Raw genomic sequence first — 16,463 nt, 5'->3', positions numbered from 1 at the left:
GCAGCCCTTCGCAGGTGCGCTATATAGATATGGCGCGTCGGATCACAGCGAGCTTTCGCGCCGCGCTTCCAGCAGTTCCCAGCGCGCGAAGCGTTCTTCGAGCTCGCTTTCCAGCTTGGCCAATTCGCTGTTGATGCGTTCGACCTCGGCCGGCGCGTCGCGGTACAGGCTGCCGTCGGCCAGCTTGCCGGCCAGTTCGGCCTGCTGCGCTTCCAGCGCCGCGATGGCGTCGGGCAGGCCTTCCAGTTCACGCAGCTCCCACGAGTTCATCTTGGCGGCGCGCGCCGGCTTGGGACGCGCGGCCTTGGCGCGCGCCGCGCCGTCGTCGGCCGGCCTGGCGGCGGGCGCGGCCTCCTCGGCGGGCGCGGCCGGCGCGGGCCGCTGCGCGAGCCATTCGTCGTAGCCGCCGACGTAGTCGCGCCAGCGGCCATGGCCTTCGTAGGCGATGGTCTGGGTGACCACGTTGTTCAGGAAGGCGCGGTCGTGGCTGACCAGCAGCACGGTGCCTGCGTATTCCTGGAGCAGCTCTTCGAGCAGCTCCAGCGTTTCGATGTCGAGATCGTTGGTGGGCTCGTCCAGCACCAGCACGTTGGCGGGCCGCGCGAACAGGCGGGCCAGCAGCAGCCGCGCGCGTTCGCCGCCCGACAGGCTGCGCACCGGCGAGCCGGCGCGTGCCGGTGAGAACAGGAAATCGCCCAGGTAACTCATGACGTGCTTGCGGGCGCCGCCGATTTCGACCCATTCGCTGCCCGGGCTGATGATGTCGACCAGCGTGGCGTTCTCGTCCAGCTGCGCGCGCATCTGGTCGAAGTAGGCGACCGAGACGTTGGTGCCCATGCGGGTGGCGCCGCTGTCGGGCTGCATTTCGCCCAGGATCAGCTTGAGCAGCGTGGTCTTGCCGGCGCCGTTGGGGCCGATGATGCCGATGCGGTCGCCGCGCAGGATGGTGGTGGAGTAATCGTCCACCACGACTTTTTCGCCGAAGGCCTTGCTGACGTGCTCGAGTTCGGCGACCAGCTTGCCGGAACGCTGGCCCTCGGCCAGCGCCAGCGATACGTTGCCCACGCGCTCGCGGCGTTCGGCGCGTTCGACGCGCAGGCGCTCCAGGCGGCGCACGCGGCCTTCGTTGCGGGTGCGGCGCGCCTCCACGCCCTTGCGTATCCAGACTTCCTCCTGGGCCAGCAGCTTGTCGAAGCGGGCCTGCTCCAGCCGTTCGGACTCCAGCCACTGGGCCTTGCGTTCCTGCCATTGCGAGAAATTGCCGGGAAAGCTCAGCAGCCGGCCGCGGTCCAGTTCGACGATGCGGGTGGCGATGGCGTCCAGGAAGCGGCGGTCGTGGGTGATGATGACCGCGGCGCCCTTCCAGCCGCGCAGCATGTCTTCCAGCCAGGCGATGCCGTCGAAGTCGAGATGGTTGGTGGGTTCGTCGAGCAGCAGCAGATCGGGTTCGTCGACCAGCGCGCGGGCCAGCGCGACGCGCTTGCGCGTGCCGCCGGACAGGCCGGCGATCTGCGCGTCGGCGGGCAGGCCGAGCTTTTCGATCACGGCGCGCACGCGCGAAGGGCGCTGCCAGTCTTCGTGGTCGCCTTCCACATTGCAGACCACGTCGAAGACCGTGGCGTTCTCGTCGAGCTCGGGTTCCTGCTCGACGGTGGCCACGCGCAGGCCCGAGCTGCGGGCGATGTCGCCGTCGTCGGGCAGGGTGCGGCCGTCCAGCAGCCTCAGCAGGGACGACTTGCCGGCGCCGTTGCGGCCGATCAGGCCGATGCGCTCGCCGGCCTGGATGGCGAAATCGGCGTGGTCCAGCAGCGGATGGTGGCCGTAGGCGAGCTGGATGTCGGTAAGGGTGATGAGAGTAGCGAGTGCCATGTAATGGAGCAGCGTCTGCGTCTGTGCGAATCAAGGCGTATTGTCGCAGGAACCCGCGCGGGCGTCGGCGGTGGCGCGGGCCTTGGGGGACGGAGCCGCCACCTGTACTAGAATACGAACCGCAAGACGGGTCGGGCGATCGCGGTGGATGCGAATCCATCGAGGAAGGTCCGGACTCCACAGGGCAGGATAACGGCTAACGGCCGTCCGGCCGCGTCCCCGGGCGCGGTTGAGGAACAGGGCCACAGAGACGAGTCTGCGGGGCGGGCGCGCGGCGCGCGCACAGGTACGGCCATCTCCGTATCGCGCCGTCCGGCAACGGGCGGCGGCATCGCAGGGTGAAACGCGGCAACCTCTATCCGGAGCAACATCAAATAGGCATGCGTGCGGCCTTCGGGCCGCGAAGGGCGGCTCCGTCCGAGCATGCGGGTAGATGGCTACAGCGGCCCAGCAATGGTCCGCGCAGAGGAATGATCGTCCGCCAGGGCAACCTGGTGTACAGAATCCGGCCTATAGACCCGTCTTGCAACTCATTCTCGAATGCGCGGCCGTCCCGGCGCCGGGCGGACCGGGCTGCGCCATTTTTCGGGCGGCCCCGGACGCCGCAGGCGGTGGGAAGCCTCGCCAATAGGAGCGAAGGACCGATCGTAAAACAATGCAAAGCCATTGTTAGCCGCTACTTCTGAAGAAGGACTTTTAGATAGTGCCGCAACCTCCTGATTTATTGGGAGGTTTTTGTTTTTGCGGATTTACATATTGGCCTAAGTCCTTGTTGTGATTGAAAAAATTGCAACCTCTCCCTTGACCGCCCCTTTCCCATACCGTAGAGTGGGAAATAGTAGGAAATTGTGCAATTAAGTGGGGTAAAAGTGGTGTTTCAGGGAAGCAGCGCGCTCACGCTGGATGCCAAGGGACGGATCTCGATTCCGACCCGGCATCGTGACGCGCTCATGTCGCAGGCCGATGGCCGGCTGACCCTGACTCGCCACCCCGACGGCTGTCTGCTGGTCTACCCGCGGCCCGAGTGGGAAAAGAAGCGCGAGCAGATCGCCGCGTTTCCCATGTCGGCCCGCGCGTTGCAGCGGCTGTTGCTGGGCAACGCTCAGGACGTGGAACTGGACGGCTCGGGCCGGGTCCTGATCGCGCCTGAACTGCGCAACGCTTCCGGTATGACGCGCGATGTGATGCTGCTCGGATTGGGCGCGCACTTCGAGCTGTGGGACGCCGCTACCCTGGCCAGCCGCGAGGCTGAGGACCTGGCCAAGGGTATGCCGGATGTGTTGAATCAGTTTTCGTTCTGAAAAAGTTATGGAATTCGAACATCGGCCCGTCTTGCTGGAGCCGACGGTGGACGCGTTACTGCTGGCCGGCTTCGGCGGCAAGGGCGCGGCACGGTCGCAAGAGCAAGGCGGGCCGGCTGCGGCTACGCGGGCGCAAAGCGGCGTCTTCGTCGACGGCACTTTCGGCCGCGGCGGGCACAGCCGCGAGCTGCTCGGCCGTCTCGGCCCGGACGCGCGGCTGGTGGTGTTCGACAAGGACCCGGAGGCGATCGCCGTCGCCAATGTATTGGCGGCAGCGGACCCGAGGGTCACCGTGGTGCATGGCGGCTTCGCCACCATGGCCGAAGAATTGCAGCAGCGCGGCATCGGCAAGGTCGATGGCGTGATGCTGGATCTGGGCGTTTCGTCGCCTCAGATCGACGATGCCGAGCGCGGTTTCTCGTTCATGCGAGACGGCCCGCTCGACATGCGGATGGACACCACTCGTGGTCCCACGGTGGCGGATTGGCTGGCGCAAGCCAGTGTGGATGAGATGCGGGAGGTCATAGCGGATTATGGCGAAGAACGGTTTGCTTTTCAGGTTGCAAAGGCGATTGCTGCTCGCCGCGCAACAAGGCCGCTGCGCACCACGCTCGAGCTTGCCGAGTGCGTCGCCGGCGCCGTCCGCACGCGCGAAAAGGGGCAGCATCCGGCCACACGCACCTTTCAAGCTTTACGGATTTACATCAATCGGGAACTCGAAGAGCTCGCGCGCACCCTCGCGGCAGCTCTAGACCTGCTGGCTCCGGGGGGGAGATTGGCGGTGATCAGCTTTCATTCGCTCGAAGACCGTATGGTCAAGCAGTGCATCGCGGCGGCGGCTCGTCCGGCTGCCGCGCATGCGCGCCTGCCGCTGCGTGAAAGCGAAATGCCCCAGCCGGTGCTGCGTTCCCTGGGCCGCGTGGTGGCCGAGGACGACGAAGTCTCGGGCAACGCGCGCGCCCGCTCCGCCATCCTGCGCGTGGCCGAACGCACGGAAACCCCGCTGCCCGCAGAGGGCGGCGCCGCGTTCGTCAAGATCGGCTCCCTGCCGGGCAGCGATCTGGCTCCGCCGCCGCGGCGCGGCGGCAAGGGAGGGCGCCGCTGATGGGTCGCGTCAACCTGATCGTTGCGGCTTTGCTGATGCTGTCGGCCATTTCCCTGGTCACCAGCCGGTATCAGTCGCGCCAGCTCTTCATCGAGCTGGGGCGCGATCAGGCCCAGGCGCGCGACCTGGAAACCAACTGGCGGCGCCTGCAGCTGGCGCGCGCCGAACTCGCCCGCAACGCGCGGGTGGACGCCATCGCGCGTGAGGGCCTGAAGATGATCTCCATCGTTCCGGACCGCACGCTCTATCTGAACCAGGCGCCCGTCTCCACCGCCGGAGGTGCCCAATGAAGCGGGTGCCCTTCTTCGACAACCCCGTGCTGCGCGGGCAATTGCCCACCTGGCGCGCGCGCCTGGTGCTGATCCTGCTGTTCGGCGGGTTCGTCGTGCTGGCCGGCCGCGCCCTGTTCCTGCAGGGGCTGTCCACCGAATTCCTGCAGCAGCAGGGCGAGCGCCGCTACGAGCGCACGCTGACCCTGCCCGCCACGCGCGGCAAGATCCTGGACCGCAACGGCGCGGTGCTGGCCTCCAGCGTGCCGGCGCGCGCCATCTGGGCGATTCCCGAGGACGCCAAGCAGGCCACGGCGGCGCAGCTCGACTCGCTGGCCAAGCTGCTGGAGATGCCGGTGGCCGACCTGCGCCGCCGCCTGGTCGACGAGGACAAGAACTTCGTCTACCTGAAGCGCCAGGTCGCCATGGACGTGGCCGACCAGATCAAGCAATTGGGCCTGCCCGGCATACATCAGCAGCCCGAAACCCGCCGCTACTATCCGGACGGCGACGTGATGGCCCACGTGGTGGGCTTCAACAGCGTCGAGGACCAGGGCCAGGAAGGCGTCGAACTCACGTTCAACCAGCAGCTCTCCGGCCGCCCGGGCAGCCGCCGCGTGATCAAGGACCGGCTGGGCCGCGTCATCGAGGACGTGCAGGCCGTGACCCTGCCGGTCGACGGCCGCGACCTGCGCCTGTCCATCGACACCCGCCTGCAGTACCTGGTGTTCAAGGCCCTGAAAGACGCCATGGACAAGCACCAGGCCAAGGGCGCGACCGCCGTGGTCGTGGACGTGCATACCGGCGAGATCCTGGCGCTGGCCAACGTGCCGACCTTCGATCCCAACAAGCGCGAAACCTTCCACGGCGCCAACCTGCGCAACCAGGCGATCACCGATACCTTCGAGCCCGGCTCCATCATGAAGCCGTTCACCGCCGCGCTGGCGCTGGACCTGGGCCGCATCAGCACCAAGACCCTGTTCGAGACCGGCAATGGCCGCTTCCAGTACCAGGGCAGCACGATCAGCGACGTGAGCCGCAACGGCACGCTGGACGTGGCCGGCGTGCTGCGCAAGTCCAGCAATATCGGCATGACCATGATCTCCGAGAAGCTGGAATCCCGCGAGATGTGGGACCGCTTCACCGAACTGGGCCTGGGCCAGGCCCCCCAGGTGGGATTCCCCGGCGCCGCGCCCGGCCGCCTGCGTCCCTGGGACCGCTGGCGCCTGATCGAAAAGGCCACCATGGCCTACGGCTACGGCCTGTCGGTGTCGCTGCTGCAGGTGGCGCGCGCCTATACCGTCTTCGCGCGCAACGGCGACATGGTCTCGCTCACGCTGGTCAAGCGCGACAGCGATCCCACCAGCGTCAAGATCTATACGCCCAAGACCACCGCGCTGGTGCGCGGCATGCTCGAGGCCGCCGCCGGTCCCGAAGGCACCAAGGCCGCGCAGGTGCAGGGCTACCGCGTGGCCGGCAAGAGCGGCACCGCGCGCAAGATCGTCGATGGCAAGTACAGCAAGCAGCGCTACCGCAGTTCGTACGTGGGCTTCGCGCCGGTGTCCGATCCCAAGATCGTCGTGGCCGTGTCCATCGACGAACCGACCGTCGGCGGCTATTACGGCGGCGCGATCGCCGCGCCGGTGTTCTCCCAGATCGTGGGAGGCGGCCTGCGGCTGATGGGGGTGCGTCCGGACGCGCCCTTCGAATCCACAATTGTTGCTGGTCTCAAGGAGCCAGGCAGATGAGCGCCAAAGGCTTCCTCTCTACTTCCCCCGCCGCCACGGTCGCCGAGATCGTGGCGTGGTTGCATGCGCGCGTCTCGCTGACCGCGCACCTCAAGCTGGACTCCCGCGATATCGAGCCGGGCGACGTGTTCGTCGCCTGCCCGGGCCTGTCCAGCGATGGACGCCTCTATATAGATAAGGCATTGGCGCTGGGCGCCAGCGCGGTCCTGTTCGAAGCGCCCGCCAGCGCGGCCGTCGAGGCCGCGGCCGGGCAGGCGCAGATGCTGCCGGTGACCGGCCTGCGCGCCCTGCTGGGCGAGCTGGGCGACACCTGGTACGGCCGGCCGTCGGCCGCGCTGGCGGTGGTGGCCGTGACGGGCACCAACGGCAAGACGTCTTCGGTGCAATGGATCGCCCATGCGCTCAGCCGCAACGACAAGCCCTGCGGCACCATCGGCACGCTGGGCGCGGTGCTGCCCGACGGGCAGACGCTGGGCGGCGAGCTGACCACCCCCGACGTGCTGACCGTGCACCGCACCCTGGCCGCCATGCGCGACGCCGGGGCCAAGGCGGTGGCCATGGAGGCCTCGTCCATCGGCATCGAGCAGGGCCGCATGGACGGCGTGCGCGTGGCGTTGGCGGCGTACACCAACCTGACGCGCGACCATCTCGATTACCACGGCACCATGGAGCGCTACGAAGCGGCCAAGGCGCGCCTGTTCACGTGGCCTGGCCTGACCGCCGCCGTGATCAACGCGGACGACGAGGCCGGCCGGCGCCTGATCGCCAGCCTGCCCGCGGAGCTGGCGATGGGCTACAGCCTGAGCGACGCGCCGGAGGTCCCTGCCCGGATGCGCGCGCGCGACCTGCAGGCGACCGCCCAGGGCCAGATCTTCACGCTGGTGTCGCCGCATGGCGAGGCCCAGATCGTCACGCGCCTGCTGGGCGCGCACAACGTTTCCAATCTGCTGCTGGTGGCGGGCGTGCTGTATCAGCTGGGCCTGCCGTTCGCGCAGATCGCCCGCGAGCTGGCCGCCACCGATCCGGTGGACGGCCGCCTGCAGACCGTGGAGCCGCTGGGCTCGAACGGCGCCCAGGCCGGCACCGGCCGCGGCCCGCTGGTGGTGGTGGATTACGCCCATACGCCCGACGCGCTGTCGCGGGCGCTGTCCGCGCTGCGCGCCGTCGCTGCCGCGCGCTCGGGCCGCCTGGTCTGCCTGTTCGGCTGCGGCGGCGAGCGCGATCCGGGCAAGCGTCCCGAGATGGGCCGGATCGCGGCCGAGCTGGCCGACCACGTGGTGGTGTCCAGCGACAATCCGCGCCGCGAATCGCCCGAAGACATCGTCCGGCAGATCCTGGCCGGCATTCCCGAGTCCGCGCATGCCGTGGTGCAGGTCGATCGCGCGCGCGCCATCATGCAGACCATCTGGGCCTCGGCGCCCGAGGACGTGGTGCTGCTGGCCGGCAAGGGCCACGAGACCTACCAGGACATCGGCGGCGAGAAGCTGCCGTTCGACGACCGCGAATGGGCGCGCCTGGCGATGCTGCTGCCGCAGGTCAAGGGCGTGTCCACCGACACGCGGCGCATCGACGCCGGCGAGCTGTTCGTGGCGCTGGTGGGCGAGAATTTCGACGCGCACGATTACCTGGACCAGGCCGAGGCGCGCGGCGCCTGCGCGGCCGTGGTGGCGCATCCGGTCGCCGGCGCGCGCCTGCCGCAGTTGGTGCTGGGCGATACCCGCGTGGCGCTGATGCGCATCGGCGCGGCCTGGCGCGCGCAATTCTCGCTGCCGGTCATCGCCGTGACGGGCAGCAACGGCAAGACCACCACCAAGGAAATGATTTCGGCCATGCTGGCCGAGTGGCGCGGCGCGGAAGGCCGCCTGGCCACCGCCGGCAACCTGAACAACGACATCGGCGTGCCGCTGACGCTGCTGCGCCTGCGTCCCGGCCATCGCGCCGCGGTGTTCGAGCTGGGCATGAACCACCCCGGCGAAATCGCCCAGCTGGCGGCGCTGGCCGCGCCCACGGTGGCGCTGGTGACCAACGCCCAGCGCGAGCACCAGGAATTCATGCACAGCGTGGAAGCGGTGGCGCACGAGAACGGCGCGGCCATCGCCGCGCTGCCCGACGACGGCGTGGCCGTCTATCCGGGCGACGAGCCGTATTCGACGGTCTGGGATGCGCTGGCCGAGCCGCGCCGCGTGCTGCGCTTCGGCCTGCAGCCCGGCCTGGACGTGTACGCCGAGCAGATCCTGGCCGACGTCGACGCCACGCGCTGCCGCGTGGTGACGCCGGTCGGCACGGCCGACCTGGCGTTGCCGGTGCCCGGCCTGCACAACCTGCGCAATGCGCTGGCGGCCATCGCCAGCGCCATCGCGGCGGGGGCGCCGCTGGACGCCGCGGTGCGCGCGCTGGCGGGTTTCAGCCCGGTGGCCGGCCGCATGCAGCGCAAAAAATTGAGTGACGGAACGTTGCTCATCGACGACACCTACAATGCGAACCCCGACTCGGTTCGCGTGGCCATCGAAGTGCTGGCGCGCGTCGACGGCACGCGCGTCCTGGTCCTGGGCGACATGGGCGAGGTTGGGGACAACGGCCCCGCCATGCATGAAGAGGTGGGCAATTACGCGCGCGAGCATGGGCTCGACGCGCTCATCACGCTAGGCGAAGCCAGCCGGGCGGCAGCGGCCGCATTCGGTGTGGGCGCGCACGCCTGCGCATCGGTAGACGAAGTCGTTGCCGCGTTGCGCGGCTTGCGCCCGTCCTGCGTATTGGTAAAGGGATCGCGCTTTATGCGCATGGAGCGGGTAGTGACGGCTTTTTCGACGAATGAAGGGATGACGGCCAAGGGGCAGGGAGAGCACGATGCTGCTTGAAATCGCCCGCTTGCTTTCGGATGACGTGCGCGCGCTGGGGGTGTTCGAATACATCACCATGCGCGCGGTGCTGGCCTGCGCGACGGCGCTGCTGATCGGCCTGGTGGCCGGCCCGCGCGTGATCCGCAAGCTGACCGAAATGAAGATCGGCCAGGCCGTGCGCTCCTATGGCCCGGAGTCGCACCTGGTCAAGACCGGCACCCCCACCATGGGCGGCGTGCTGATCCTGATTTCCATCGCCATCAGCACCTTGCTGTGGGCGGACTGGACCAACCGCTTCGTGTGGGTGGTGTTGTTGGTGACCTTTGGTTTCGGCTGGATCGGCTGGATGGACGATTACCGCAAGGTGGTCTATCGCGATCCGGAAGGCATGCCGGCGCGGCAGAAGTTCTTCTGGCAGGCCACCATCGGCATGGTGGCCGCCGTGTATCTGGCGTTCGCGGTGTCGGCACCGGCCAATACCGAACTGTGGCCGCTGTTCAAGGCCTGGGTCGGCAGCGGCTTCACGATGTCGCTGCCCACGCGCGCCGACCTGATCGTGCCGTTCTTCAAGACCGTGAGCTATCCGCTGGGCGTGCTGGGCTTCGTGGCGCTGACCTGGGCGGTCATCGTCGGCACCAGCAACGCCGTGAACCTGACCGACGGCCTGGACGGCCTGGCCATCATGCCCACCGTCATGGTGGGCAGCGCGCTGGGCATCTTCGCCTACGTGGTCGGACGGGTCGACTATTCCAAGTACCTGCTGTTTCCCTACATCCCCGGGGCGGCCGAGCTGATGGTGCTGTGCGCCGCGATCGGCGGCGCCGGCCTGGCGTTTTTGTGGTTCAACGCGTATCCGGCGCAGGTCTTCATGGGCGACGTCGGCGCGCTCGCGCTGGGCGGCGCGCTGGGCACCATCGCCGTGATCGTGCGCCAGGAAATCGTGCTGTTCATCATGGGCGGCGTGTTCGTGGTCGAGACGCTTTCGGTGATGCTGCAGGTGACCTGGTTCAAGTACACGAAGCGACGTTATGGAACAGGTCGACGCATATTCCGCATGGCTCCGCTGCATCATCACTTCGAAGTGGGCGGCTGGAAAGAAACCCAGGTGGTCGTGCGTTTCTGGATCATCAGCATGATGCTGGTGCTGATTGGCCTCTCTACCTTGAAGTTGCGATGAATACGATGGAAACCTCCCGTGACGGCGCGCCGCTCGTCCTGATCCTCGGATTGGGCGAGACGGGCGCGGCCGCCGCAAGCTGGTGCGCCCGCCAGGGCGCCCGCCTGCGCGTGGCCGACACGCGCGCCGAACCGGGCGGACTGGCCTCGCTGCGCGCCGCGCTGGCGCAGGCCGAAGTGGAATACCGCCTGGGCTGCGACGGGTCTTTCGACACCGCGCTGCTCGACGGCGTGGACCAGGTGGTGCTCAGTCCCGGCCTGGCGCCGACGCAGGCCCCGGCCGCCGACCTGCTGCGCGAGGCCGAGGCCCGCGGCATCGAGATCGTCGGCGAGATCGAACTGTTCGCACGCGCGCTGGCCGAACTGGCCGAGACGCGCGAATACCGTCCGCGCCTGCTGGCCGTGACCGGCACCAACGGCAAGACCACCGTCACCGCGCTGACGCGCCAGCTGATCGAGGCCGGCGGCCTGTCGGTCGTGGCCGCGGGCAACATCAGCCCGGCGGCGCTGGCCGCGCTGATGACGGCGCTGGACGCCGATGCGCTGCCGCAGGTCTGGGTGCTGGAGCTGTCGAGCTTCCAGATGGAAACCACGCGCTCGCTCAAGGCCGACGCGGCCGTGGTGCTGAACGTCACGCAGGACCACCTGGACTGGCATGGCGATATGCAGGCCTACGCGGCCGCCAAGGCGCGCCTGCTGAAGATGGCCCGGGTGGCCATCGTCAACCGCGAAGATCCGTACACCATCGACATGGTGCCGGCGCTCGACGCCATGAACGTGCGCACATTCGGCCGCGACATGCCGGAGCTGGTCGGCGACATGGGACTGGAGCTGGGCCAGGGCGTGGCCTGGCTGACCGCCTGCGAGCCCAACGATTTCGACGAACCCGCGCCGCCCACGCGCCGCAAGAAGGACGCGCCCGAGCCGGTGCGCGCCAAGGGCCGCATGAGCCGGCTGATGCCGGTCGACGCCCTGCGCATCCGTGGCATCCATAACGCCTTGAACGCGCTGGCCGCCCTGCAGCTGGCGCGCTGCCTGGACCTGGGCTGGGGCCCGATGCTGCGCGCGCTGCGCGACTACGCGGGCGAGCCGCATCGCGCCGCGTTCGTGCGCACCATCGGCGGCGTGGACTACATCAACGACAGCAAGGGCACCAACGTGGGCGCCACCGTGGCCGCGCTGGAAGGCCTGGGCCAGCAGGTGGTGCTGATCGCCGGCGGGCAGGGCAAGGGCCAGGACTTTTCGCCGCTGATTCCGGTGGTCTCGCGCCACGCGCGCGCCGTGATGCTGATCGGCGTGGACGCGCCCGAGATCGCCCGGGTGCTGGCCGCCACCGGCGTGAACTGCGTGACCGTCGAGACCCTGCGCGATGCCGTGCGCGGCGCCGCCGAACTGGCGCAGCCCGGCGACGCCGTGCTGCTGTCGCCGGCCTGCGCCAGCCTGGACATGTTCCGCAACTACCCGCATCGCGGGCAGGTGTTCGTGGAAGAGGTCGAGGACCTGGCCCGCGACCGTGGAGAGATCGCATGAGCCTGATCGCCGATCTCACCGCCAGCGTCAACGCCGTACGGCCCGGCCGTACCAAGATGCGCAACTTCGATCTGCCGCTGGTCATCGCGGCCTCGACGCTGCTGCTGCTCGGCCTGCTGATGGTGTATTCGGCGTCGATCGCGCTGGCCGACGGCCCGCGCTACGCCTCCTATGGCCGCTACTATTTCGTGATCCGCCACGGCCTGTTCGTCACCGCCGGCCTGATCGGCGGGGCCGTGGTCCTGGCCATCCCCATCCGCGTCTGGCAGCGCCTGGCGGTGCCGCTGTTCGGGGTGGCGATCGTGCTGCTGGTCGCCGTGCTGATTCCCGGCATCGGCCGCGAAGTCAACGGCGCGCACCGCTGGATTCCGCTGGGGCCGCTGAACTTCCAGCCTTCCGAACTGATGAAGCTGGCCGCGCTGCTCTACGCCGCCGACTATACGGTGCGCAAGCAGGAACACATGCAGGCGTTCGCGCGCGGCTTCATGCCCATGGCGGTCGCGCTGGGCGGCGTGGGCATGCTGCTGCTGCTGGAGCCCGACCTGGGCGCCTTCATGGTGATCGTGGCCATCGCCATCGGCATCCTGTTCCTGGGCGGCATCAACGGCAAGTACTTCAGCAGCCTGCTGGCGGTGCTGGTCGGCACCTTCCTGATGCTCATCTGGCTGTCGCCGTGGCGCCGCGCGCGCCTGTTCGCCTACCTGGACCCCTGGAACGAAGACAACGCCTACGGCAGCGCCTACCAGCTGTCGCATTCGCTGATCGCGCTGGGCCGCGGCGAATGGCTGGGCGTGGGCCTGGGCGCCAGCGTCGAAAAACTGCACTACCTGCCCGAGGCGCACACCGACTTCCTGATGGCCGTGGTGGGCGAGGAGCTGGGCTTTGCCGGCGTGATGCTGGTGATCATCCTGTTCGCCATCATCGTGTACCGCGGCTTCGACATCGGCCGTCAGGCCATCGCCATGGAACGCACTTTCGCGGGCCTGGTGGCGCACGGCGTGGCGATGTGGATCGGCGTGCAGGCCTTCATCAACATGGGCGTGTGCCTGGGCCTGCTGCCCACCAAGGGCCTGACCCTGCCGCTGATGAGCTACGGCGGTTCCGGCGTGGTGATGAACCTGTGCGCGCTGGCCATGCTGATACGGGTCGACGTGGAAAACCGCATCATGATGCGCGGAGGACGGGTATGACGGCCGCGCGCACCATCCTCATCATGGCCGGCGGCACCGGCGGGCACATCATGCCCGGCCTGGCCGTGGCCGACGTGCTGCGCGCGCGCGGCTGGCGCGTGCTGTGGCTGGGCAATCCCGACAAGATGGAAGGCCGGCTGGTGCCGCCGCGCGGCATCGAGCTGGTCCCGCTGCGCTTTGCCGGCGTGCGCGGCAAGGGGGCGGCGGCGCTGCTGAAGCTGCCGTTCCTGCTGGTGCGCGCGTTCGCGCAGGCCTGGTCGCGCTTGTCCGAGGTGCGCCCCGACGTGGTGCTGGGCATGGGCGGCTACGTGGCCTTTCCCGGCGGCGTGATCGCGGCGCTGCGCGGCACGCCGCTGGTGGTGCACGAGCAGAACGCCGTGGCCGGCACCGCCAACAAGTGGCTGGCCCGCATGGCGCGCCGCGTGCTCAGCGGCTTCCCCGGCGTGCTGTCCAAGGGCGAGGCCCTGGGCAACCCGGTGCGCGCCGACCTGTGCGCGCTGCCCGATCCGGCCGCGCGCTACGCCGGCCGCAGCGGCGCGCTGCGCCTGCTGGTGGTGGGCGGCAGCCTGGGCGCCCAGGCGCTGAACACCACGCTGCCGCAGGCCTTGGCGCTGCTGCCGCAGGACCGGCGGCCGGAAGTCGTCCACCAGGCCGGCGAACAACATCTGCCCGCGCTGCAGCAGGCCTACGCCCAGGCGGGCGTGGCGGCCGACTGCCGCGCTTTCATCGACGACATGGCGGGCGCGCTGGGCCAGGCCGACCTGCTGATCTGCCGCGCCGGCGCCATGACGGTGTCCGAAGTGGCGGCGGCGGGCGTGGCGGCGCTGTTCGTGCCGTTCCCGCATGCCATCGACGACCACCAGACCGCCAACGCGCGCTTCCTGAGCGACGCGCAGGCCGCCTGGCTGCAGCCGCAGACCGCCTTGACGCCCGAGTGGCTGGCGCAGTGGCTGGGCCAGCGCAACCGACAAGAACTCCAAGCCGTCGCAGAACGGGCCCGCGCGCATGCGCGCCCCGAGGCGGCGGCGCATATCGCCGACGCATGTGAACAAGCAGCGGGGCGCGCATCATGAAGCACAGAATCCAACATATCCATTTCGTAGGCATCGGCGGCTCGGGCATGAGCGGCATTGCCGAAGTGCTGCTCAACCTGGGCTACACCATCAGCGGCTCCGACCTGCACGAGTCGGCCGTGACTCGCCGCCTGGCCGAGCTGGGCGTGAAGATCGCCATCGGCCACGTGGCCAGCAACGTCACCGGCGCCGGCGCCATCGTGACCTCGACCGCGGTGGCCGGCGACAACCCCGAAGTGATCGCGGCGCGCGCCGCGCGCATCCCGGTGGTGCCGCGCGCCATCATGCTGGCCGAGCTGATGCGCCTGAAGCGCGGCATCGCGGTGGCCGGCACCCACGGCAAGACCACCACCACCAGCCTGGTGGCCAGCATCCTGGCCGCCGGCGACCTGGACCCCACCTTCGTGATCGGCGGCCGGCTGAATTCCGCCGGCGCCAATGCGCGGCTGGGGCAGGGCGACTACATCGTGGTCGAGGCCGACGAATCCGACGCCTCGTTCCTGAACCTGTTGCCCGTGATGGCCATCGTGACCAATATCGATGCCGATCACATGGATACCTACGGCCACGACGTGGCGCGCCTCAAAAGCGCCTTCATCGAATTCACGCAGCGCCTGCCGTTCTATGGCAGCGCGGTGCTGTGCCTGGACGACGCCAACGTGCGCGAGATCATGCCGTTCGTGTCGCGTCCCATCACCACCTACGGCCTGGCCGAAGAAGCGATGGTGCGCGCCTACGAGGTGCAGGCCGAAGGCACGCGCATGCGCTTCAACGTGCAGCGCACCCACCTCGACACGCTGCTGCCCCCGCTGGAAGTGGAGCTGAACCTGCCGGGCCTGCACAACGTGCGCAACGCGCTGGCGGCGATCGCCGTGGCGACCGAGCTGGGCGTCTCCGACGAAGCCATCCGCGAGGCGCTGGCCTCGTTCAAGGGCGTCGGCCGCCGTTTCACGCAGAGCGGCGAATTCGCGGTGCCCGCCGCCCACGGCGGCGGCAGCTTCACGCTGATCGACGACTACGGCCACCATCCGGTGGAAATGGCCGCCACGCTGGCCGCGGCGCGCGGCGCGTGGCCGGACCGCCGCATCGTGCTGGCGTTCCAGCCGCACCGCTACACCCGCACGCGCGACTGCTTCGAGGATTTCGTGCGCGTGCTCGGCTCGGCCGACGCCGTGCTGCTGACCGAGGTCTACGCCGCGGGCGAGCCGCCGCTGGTGGCCGCCGACGGCCGCGCCCTGTCGCGCGCGCTGCGCGTGGCCGGCAAGGTCGAGCCCCTGTTCGTCGAGGACGTGGCCGAACTGCCGCAGGCGGTGCTGGACTTCGTGCGCGACGGCGACGTGGTGATCGTCATGGGAGCGGGTTCGATCAGCAAGGTCCCCGCCCAGGTAGGAGAGCTGGCATGAATAAGCAATTCGGCAAAGTGGGCGTGTTGTACGGCGGACGCTCCGCCGAGCGCGAGGTGTCCCTGATGTCGGGCGCCGGCGTGCACCAGGCGCTGCTGAGCGCCGGCGTGGACGCGCACCTTTTCGACACCGGCGAACGCAGCCTGGCCGAACTGGCGGCCGAAGGGTTCGAACGCGTCTTCATCGCGCTGCACGGCCGCTACGGCGAGGACGGCTCCATCCAGGGCGCTTTGGAACTGCTGGGCATTCCCTACACCGGCAGCGGTCCGCTGGCTTCCGCGCTGGCCATGGACAAGACCATGACCAAGCGCGTGTGGCTGCAGCAAGGCCTGCCCACCCCCGAATTCGAAGTGCTGGACGCCGATACCGAGCTGCGCCTGGTGCCCGACCGCCTGAACCTGCCGCTCATCATCAAGCCGCCGCACGAAGGTTCGACGGTCGGCATCACCAAGGTGGTGGGCTATTCCGACATGAAGGAAGCCTATGCCGCGGCCGCGCGCTTCGACAGCGAGGTGCTGGCCGAGCAGTTCATCGCCGGCCGCGAGCTGACCGTGGCGGTGCTGGGTTCGGGCAAGACGGCGCGCGCGCTGCCGGTGATCGAGATCGCCGCGCCCGGCGGCAACTACGACTACGAGCACAAGTACTTCTCGGACGACACGCAGTACTTCTGCCCCGCGACCCTGCCCGCCGAGGTCGCCGAGGAAGTCGCGGCCATCGCCGTCAAGGCCTACCGGGCGCTGGGCTGCGAAGGCTGGGGCCGCGCGGACTTCATCCTCGATCGCGACAACCGGCCGTGGCTGCTCGAAATGAACACCTCGCCCGGCATGACCAGCCATTCACTCGTCCCCATGGCCGCCAAGGCCGTGGGCATCAGCTATGCCGAACTGTGCGTGGCGATCCTGGCCGAGGCCGCGTGCAAAGTGCGCAGCCCCGCTCGCAACGCTTGACCTGGACATTCT

At 68.9% G+C, this 16,463-nt stretch carries 12 protein-coding genes and 1 other RNA gene; 12 read left to right on the top strand and 1 reads right to left on the bottom strand.

What is annotated here, in order from left to right:
• Positions 1 to 42: 42 nt before the first annotated feature.
• Entirely contained in the window at positions 43 to 1,869 is a 1,827-nt protein-coding gene (locus tag AC1M14_RS23105) for an ATP-binding cassette domain-containing protein (RefSeq protein WP_479730532.1), read from the bottom strand.
• A 123-nt stretch (positions 1,870 to 1,992) separates the two neighbouring features.
• Between AC1M14_RS23105 and rnpB the strand changes: the two genes are divergently transcribed.
• The 12 genes from rnpB to AC1M14_RS23045 all read left to right on the top strand — a co-directional run bounded on the left by rnpB (position 1,993) and on the right by AC1M14_RS23045 (position 16,451).
• Positions 1,993 to 2,398: RNase P RNA component class A (gene rnpB / locus AC1M14_RS23100), an RNA gene on the top strand.
• A 343-nt stretch (positions 2,399 to 2,741) separates the two neighbouring features.
• Positions 2,742 to 3,170: a division/cell wall cluster transcriptional repressor MraZ gene (gene mraZ / locus AC1M14_RS23095; RefSeq protein ID WP_043542651.1), complete on the top strand. Its 429-nt coding sequence runs from the start codon at positions 2,742 to 2,744 to the stop codon at positions 3,168 to 3,170.
• Between the two features lie 7 nt (positions 3,171 to 3,177).
• Entirely contained in the window at positions 3,178 to 4,275 is a 1,098-nt protein-coding gene (gene rsmH / locus AC1M14_RS23090) for a 16S rRNA (cytosine(1402)-N(4))-methyltransferase RsmH (protein WP_102775394.1), read from the top strand.
• The gene (ftsL, locus tag AC1M14_RS23085) at positions 4,275 to 4,565 is read left to right on the top strand and encodes a cell division protein FtsL (RefSeq protein ID WP_111826356.1); all 291 of its coding nucleotides are present in this window, start codon (positions 4,275 to 4,277) and stop codon (positions 4,563 to 4,565) included. Before rsmH ends, ftsL begins: the two co-directional genes overlap by 1 nt.
• Complete coding sequence (locus AC1M14_RS23080; RefSeq protein ID WP_102775396.1) at positions 4,562 to 6,292, top strand: peptidoglycan D,D-transpeptidase FtsI family protein; 1,731 nt, start codon at positions 4,562 to 4,564, stop codon at positions 6,290 to 6,292. The genes ftsL and AC1M14_RS23080 overlap by 4 nt, the downstream gene beginning before the upstream one ends.
• The gene (gene murF / locus AC1M14_RS23075) at positions 6,289 to 9,150 is read left to right on the top strand and encodes a bifunctional UDP-N-acetylmuramoyl-L-alanyl-D-glutamate--2,6-diaminopimelate ligase MurE/UDP-N-acetylmuramoyl-tripeptide--D-alanyl-D-alanine ligase MurF (RefSeq protein ID WP_479730531.1); all 2,862 of its coding nucleotides are present in this window, start codon (positions 6,289 to 6,291) and stop codon (positions 9,148 to 9,150) included. Before AC1M14_RS23080 ends, murF begins: the two co-directional genes overlap by 4 nt.
• A complete protein-coding gene (gene mraY / locus AC1M14_RS23070) occupies positions 9,140 to 10,309 on the top strand; it encodes a phospho-N-acetylmuramoyl-pentapeptide-transferase (RefSeq protein WP_102775398.1) in 1,170 nt (389 codons plus the stop codon). Before murF ends, mraY begins: the two co-directional genes overlap by 11 nt.
• The gene (murD, locus tag AC1M14_RS23065; RefSeq protein ID WP_479730530.1) at positions 10,306 to 11,838 is read left to right on the top strand and encodes a UDP-N-acetylmuramoyl-L-alanine--D-glutamate ligase; all 1,533 of its coding nucleotides are present in this window, start codon (positions 10,306 to 10,308) and stop codon (positions 11,836 to 11,838) included. Before mraY ends, murD begins: the two co-directional genes overlap by 4 nt.
• Entirely contained in the window at positions 11,835 to 13,028 is a 1,194-nt protein-coding gene (gene ftsW / locus AC1M14_RS23060; protein ID WP_111826359.1) for a putative lipid II flippase FtsW, read from the top strand. Before murD ends, ftsW begins: the two co-directional genes overlap by 4 nt.
• A complete protein-coding gene (gene murG, locus AC1M14_RS23055) occupies positions 13,025 to 14,101 on the top strand; it encodes an undecaprenyldiphospho-muramoylpentapeptide beta-N-acetylglucosaminyltransferase (RefSeq protein ID WP_479730529.1) in 1,077 nt (358 codons plus the stop codon). The genes ftsW and murG overlap by 4 nt, the downstream gene beginning before the upstream one ends.
• The gene (gene murC / locus AC1M14_RS23050; RefSeq protein WP_102775402.1) at positions 14,098 to 15,504 is read left to right on the top strand and encodes a UDP-N-acetylmuramate--L-alanine ligase; all 1,407 of its coding nucleotides are present in this window, start codon (positions 14,098 to 14,100) and stop codon (positions 15,502 to 15,504) included. Before murG ends, murC begins: the two co-directional genes overlap by 4 nt.
• The gene (locus AC1M14_RS23045; protein WP_479730528.1) at positions 15,501 to 16,451 is read left to right on the top strand and encodes a D-alanine--D-alanine ligase; all 951 of its coding nucleotides are present in this window, start codon (positions 15,501 to 15,503) and stop codon (positions 16,449 to 16,451) included. The genes murC and AC1M14_RS23045 overlap by 4 nt, the downstream gene beginning before the upstream one ends.
• The last annotated feature ends 12 nt before the right edge of the window (positions 16,452 to 16,463 follow it).

The sequence above is a fragment of the Achromobacter sp. SX5 genome (assembly GCF_056711425.1).
This window is presented reverse-complemented; position numbering and strand designations above follow the sequence as displayed.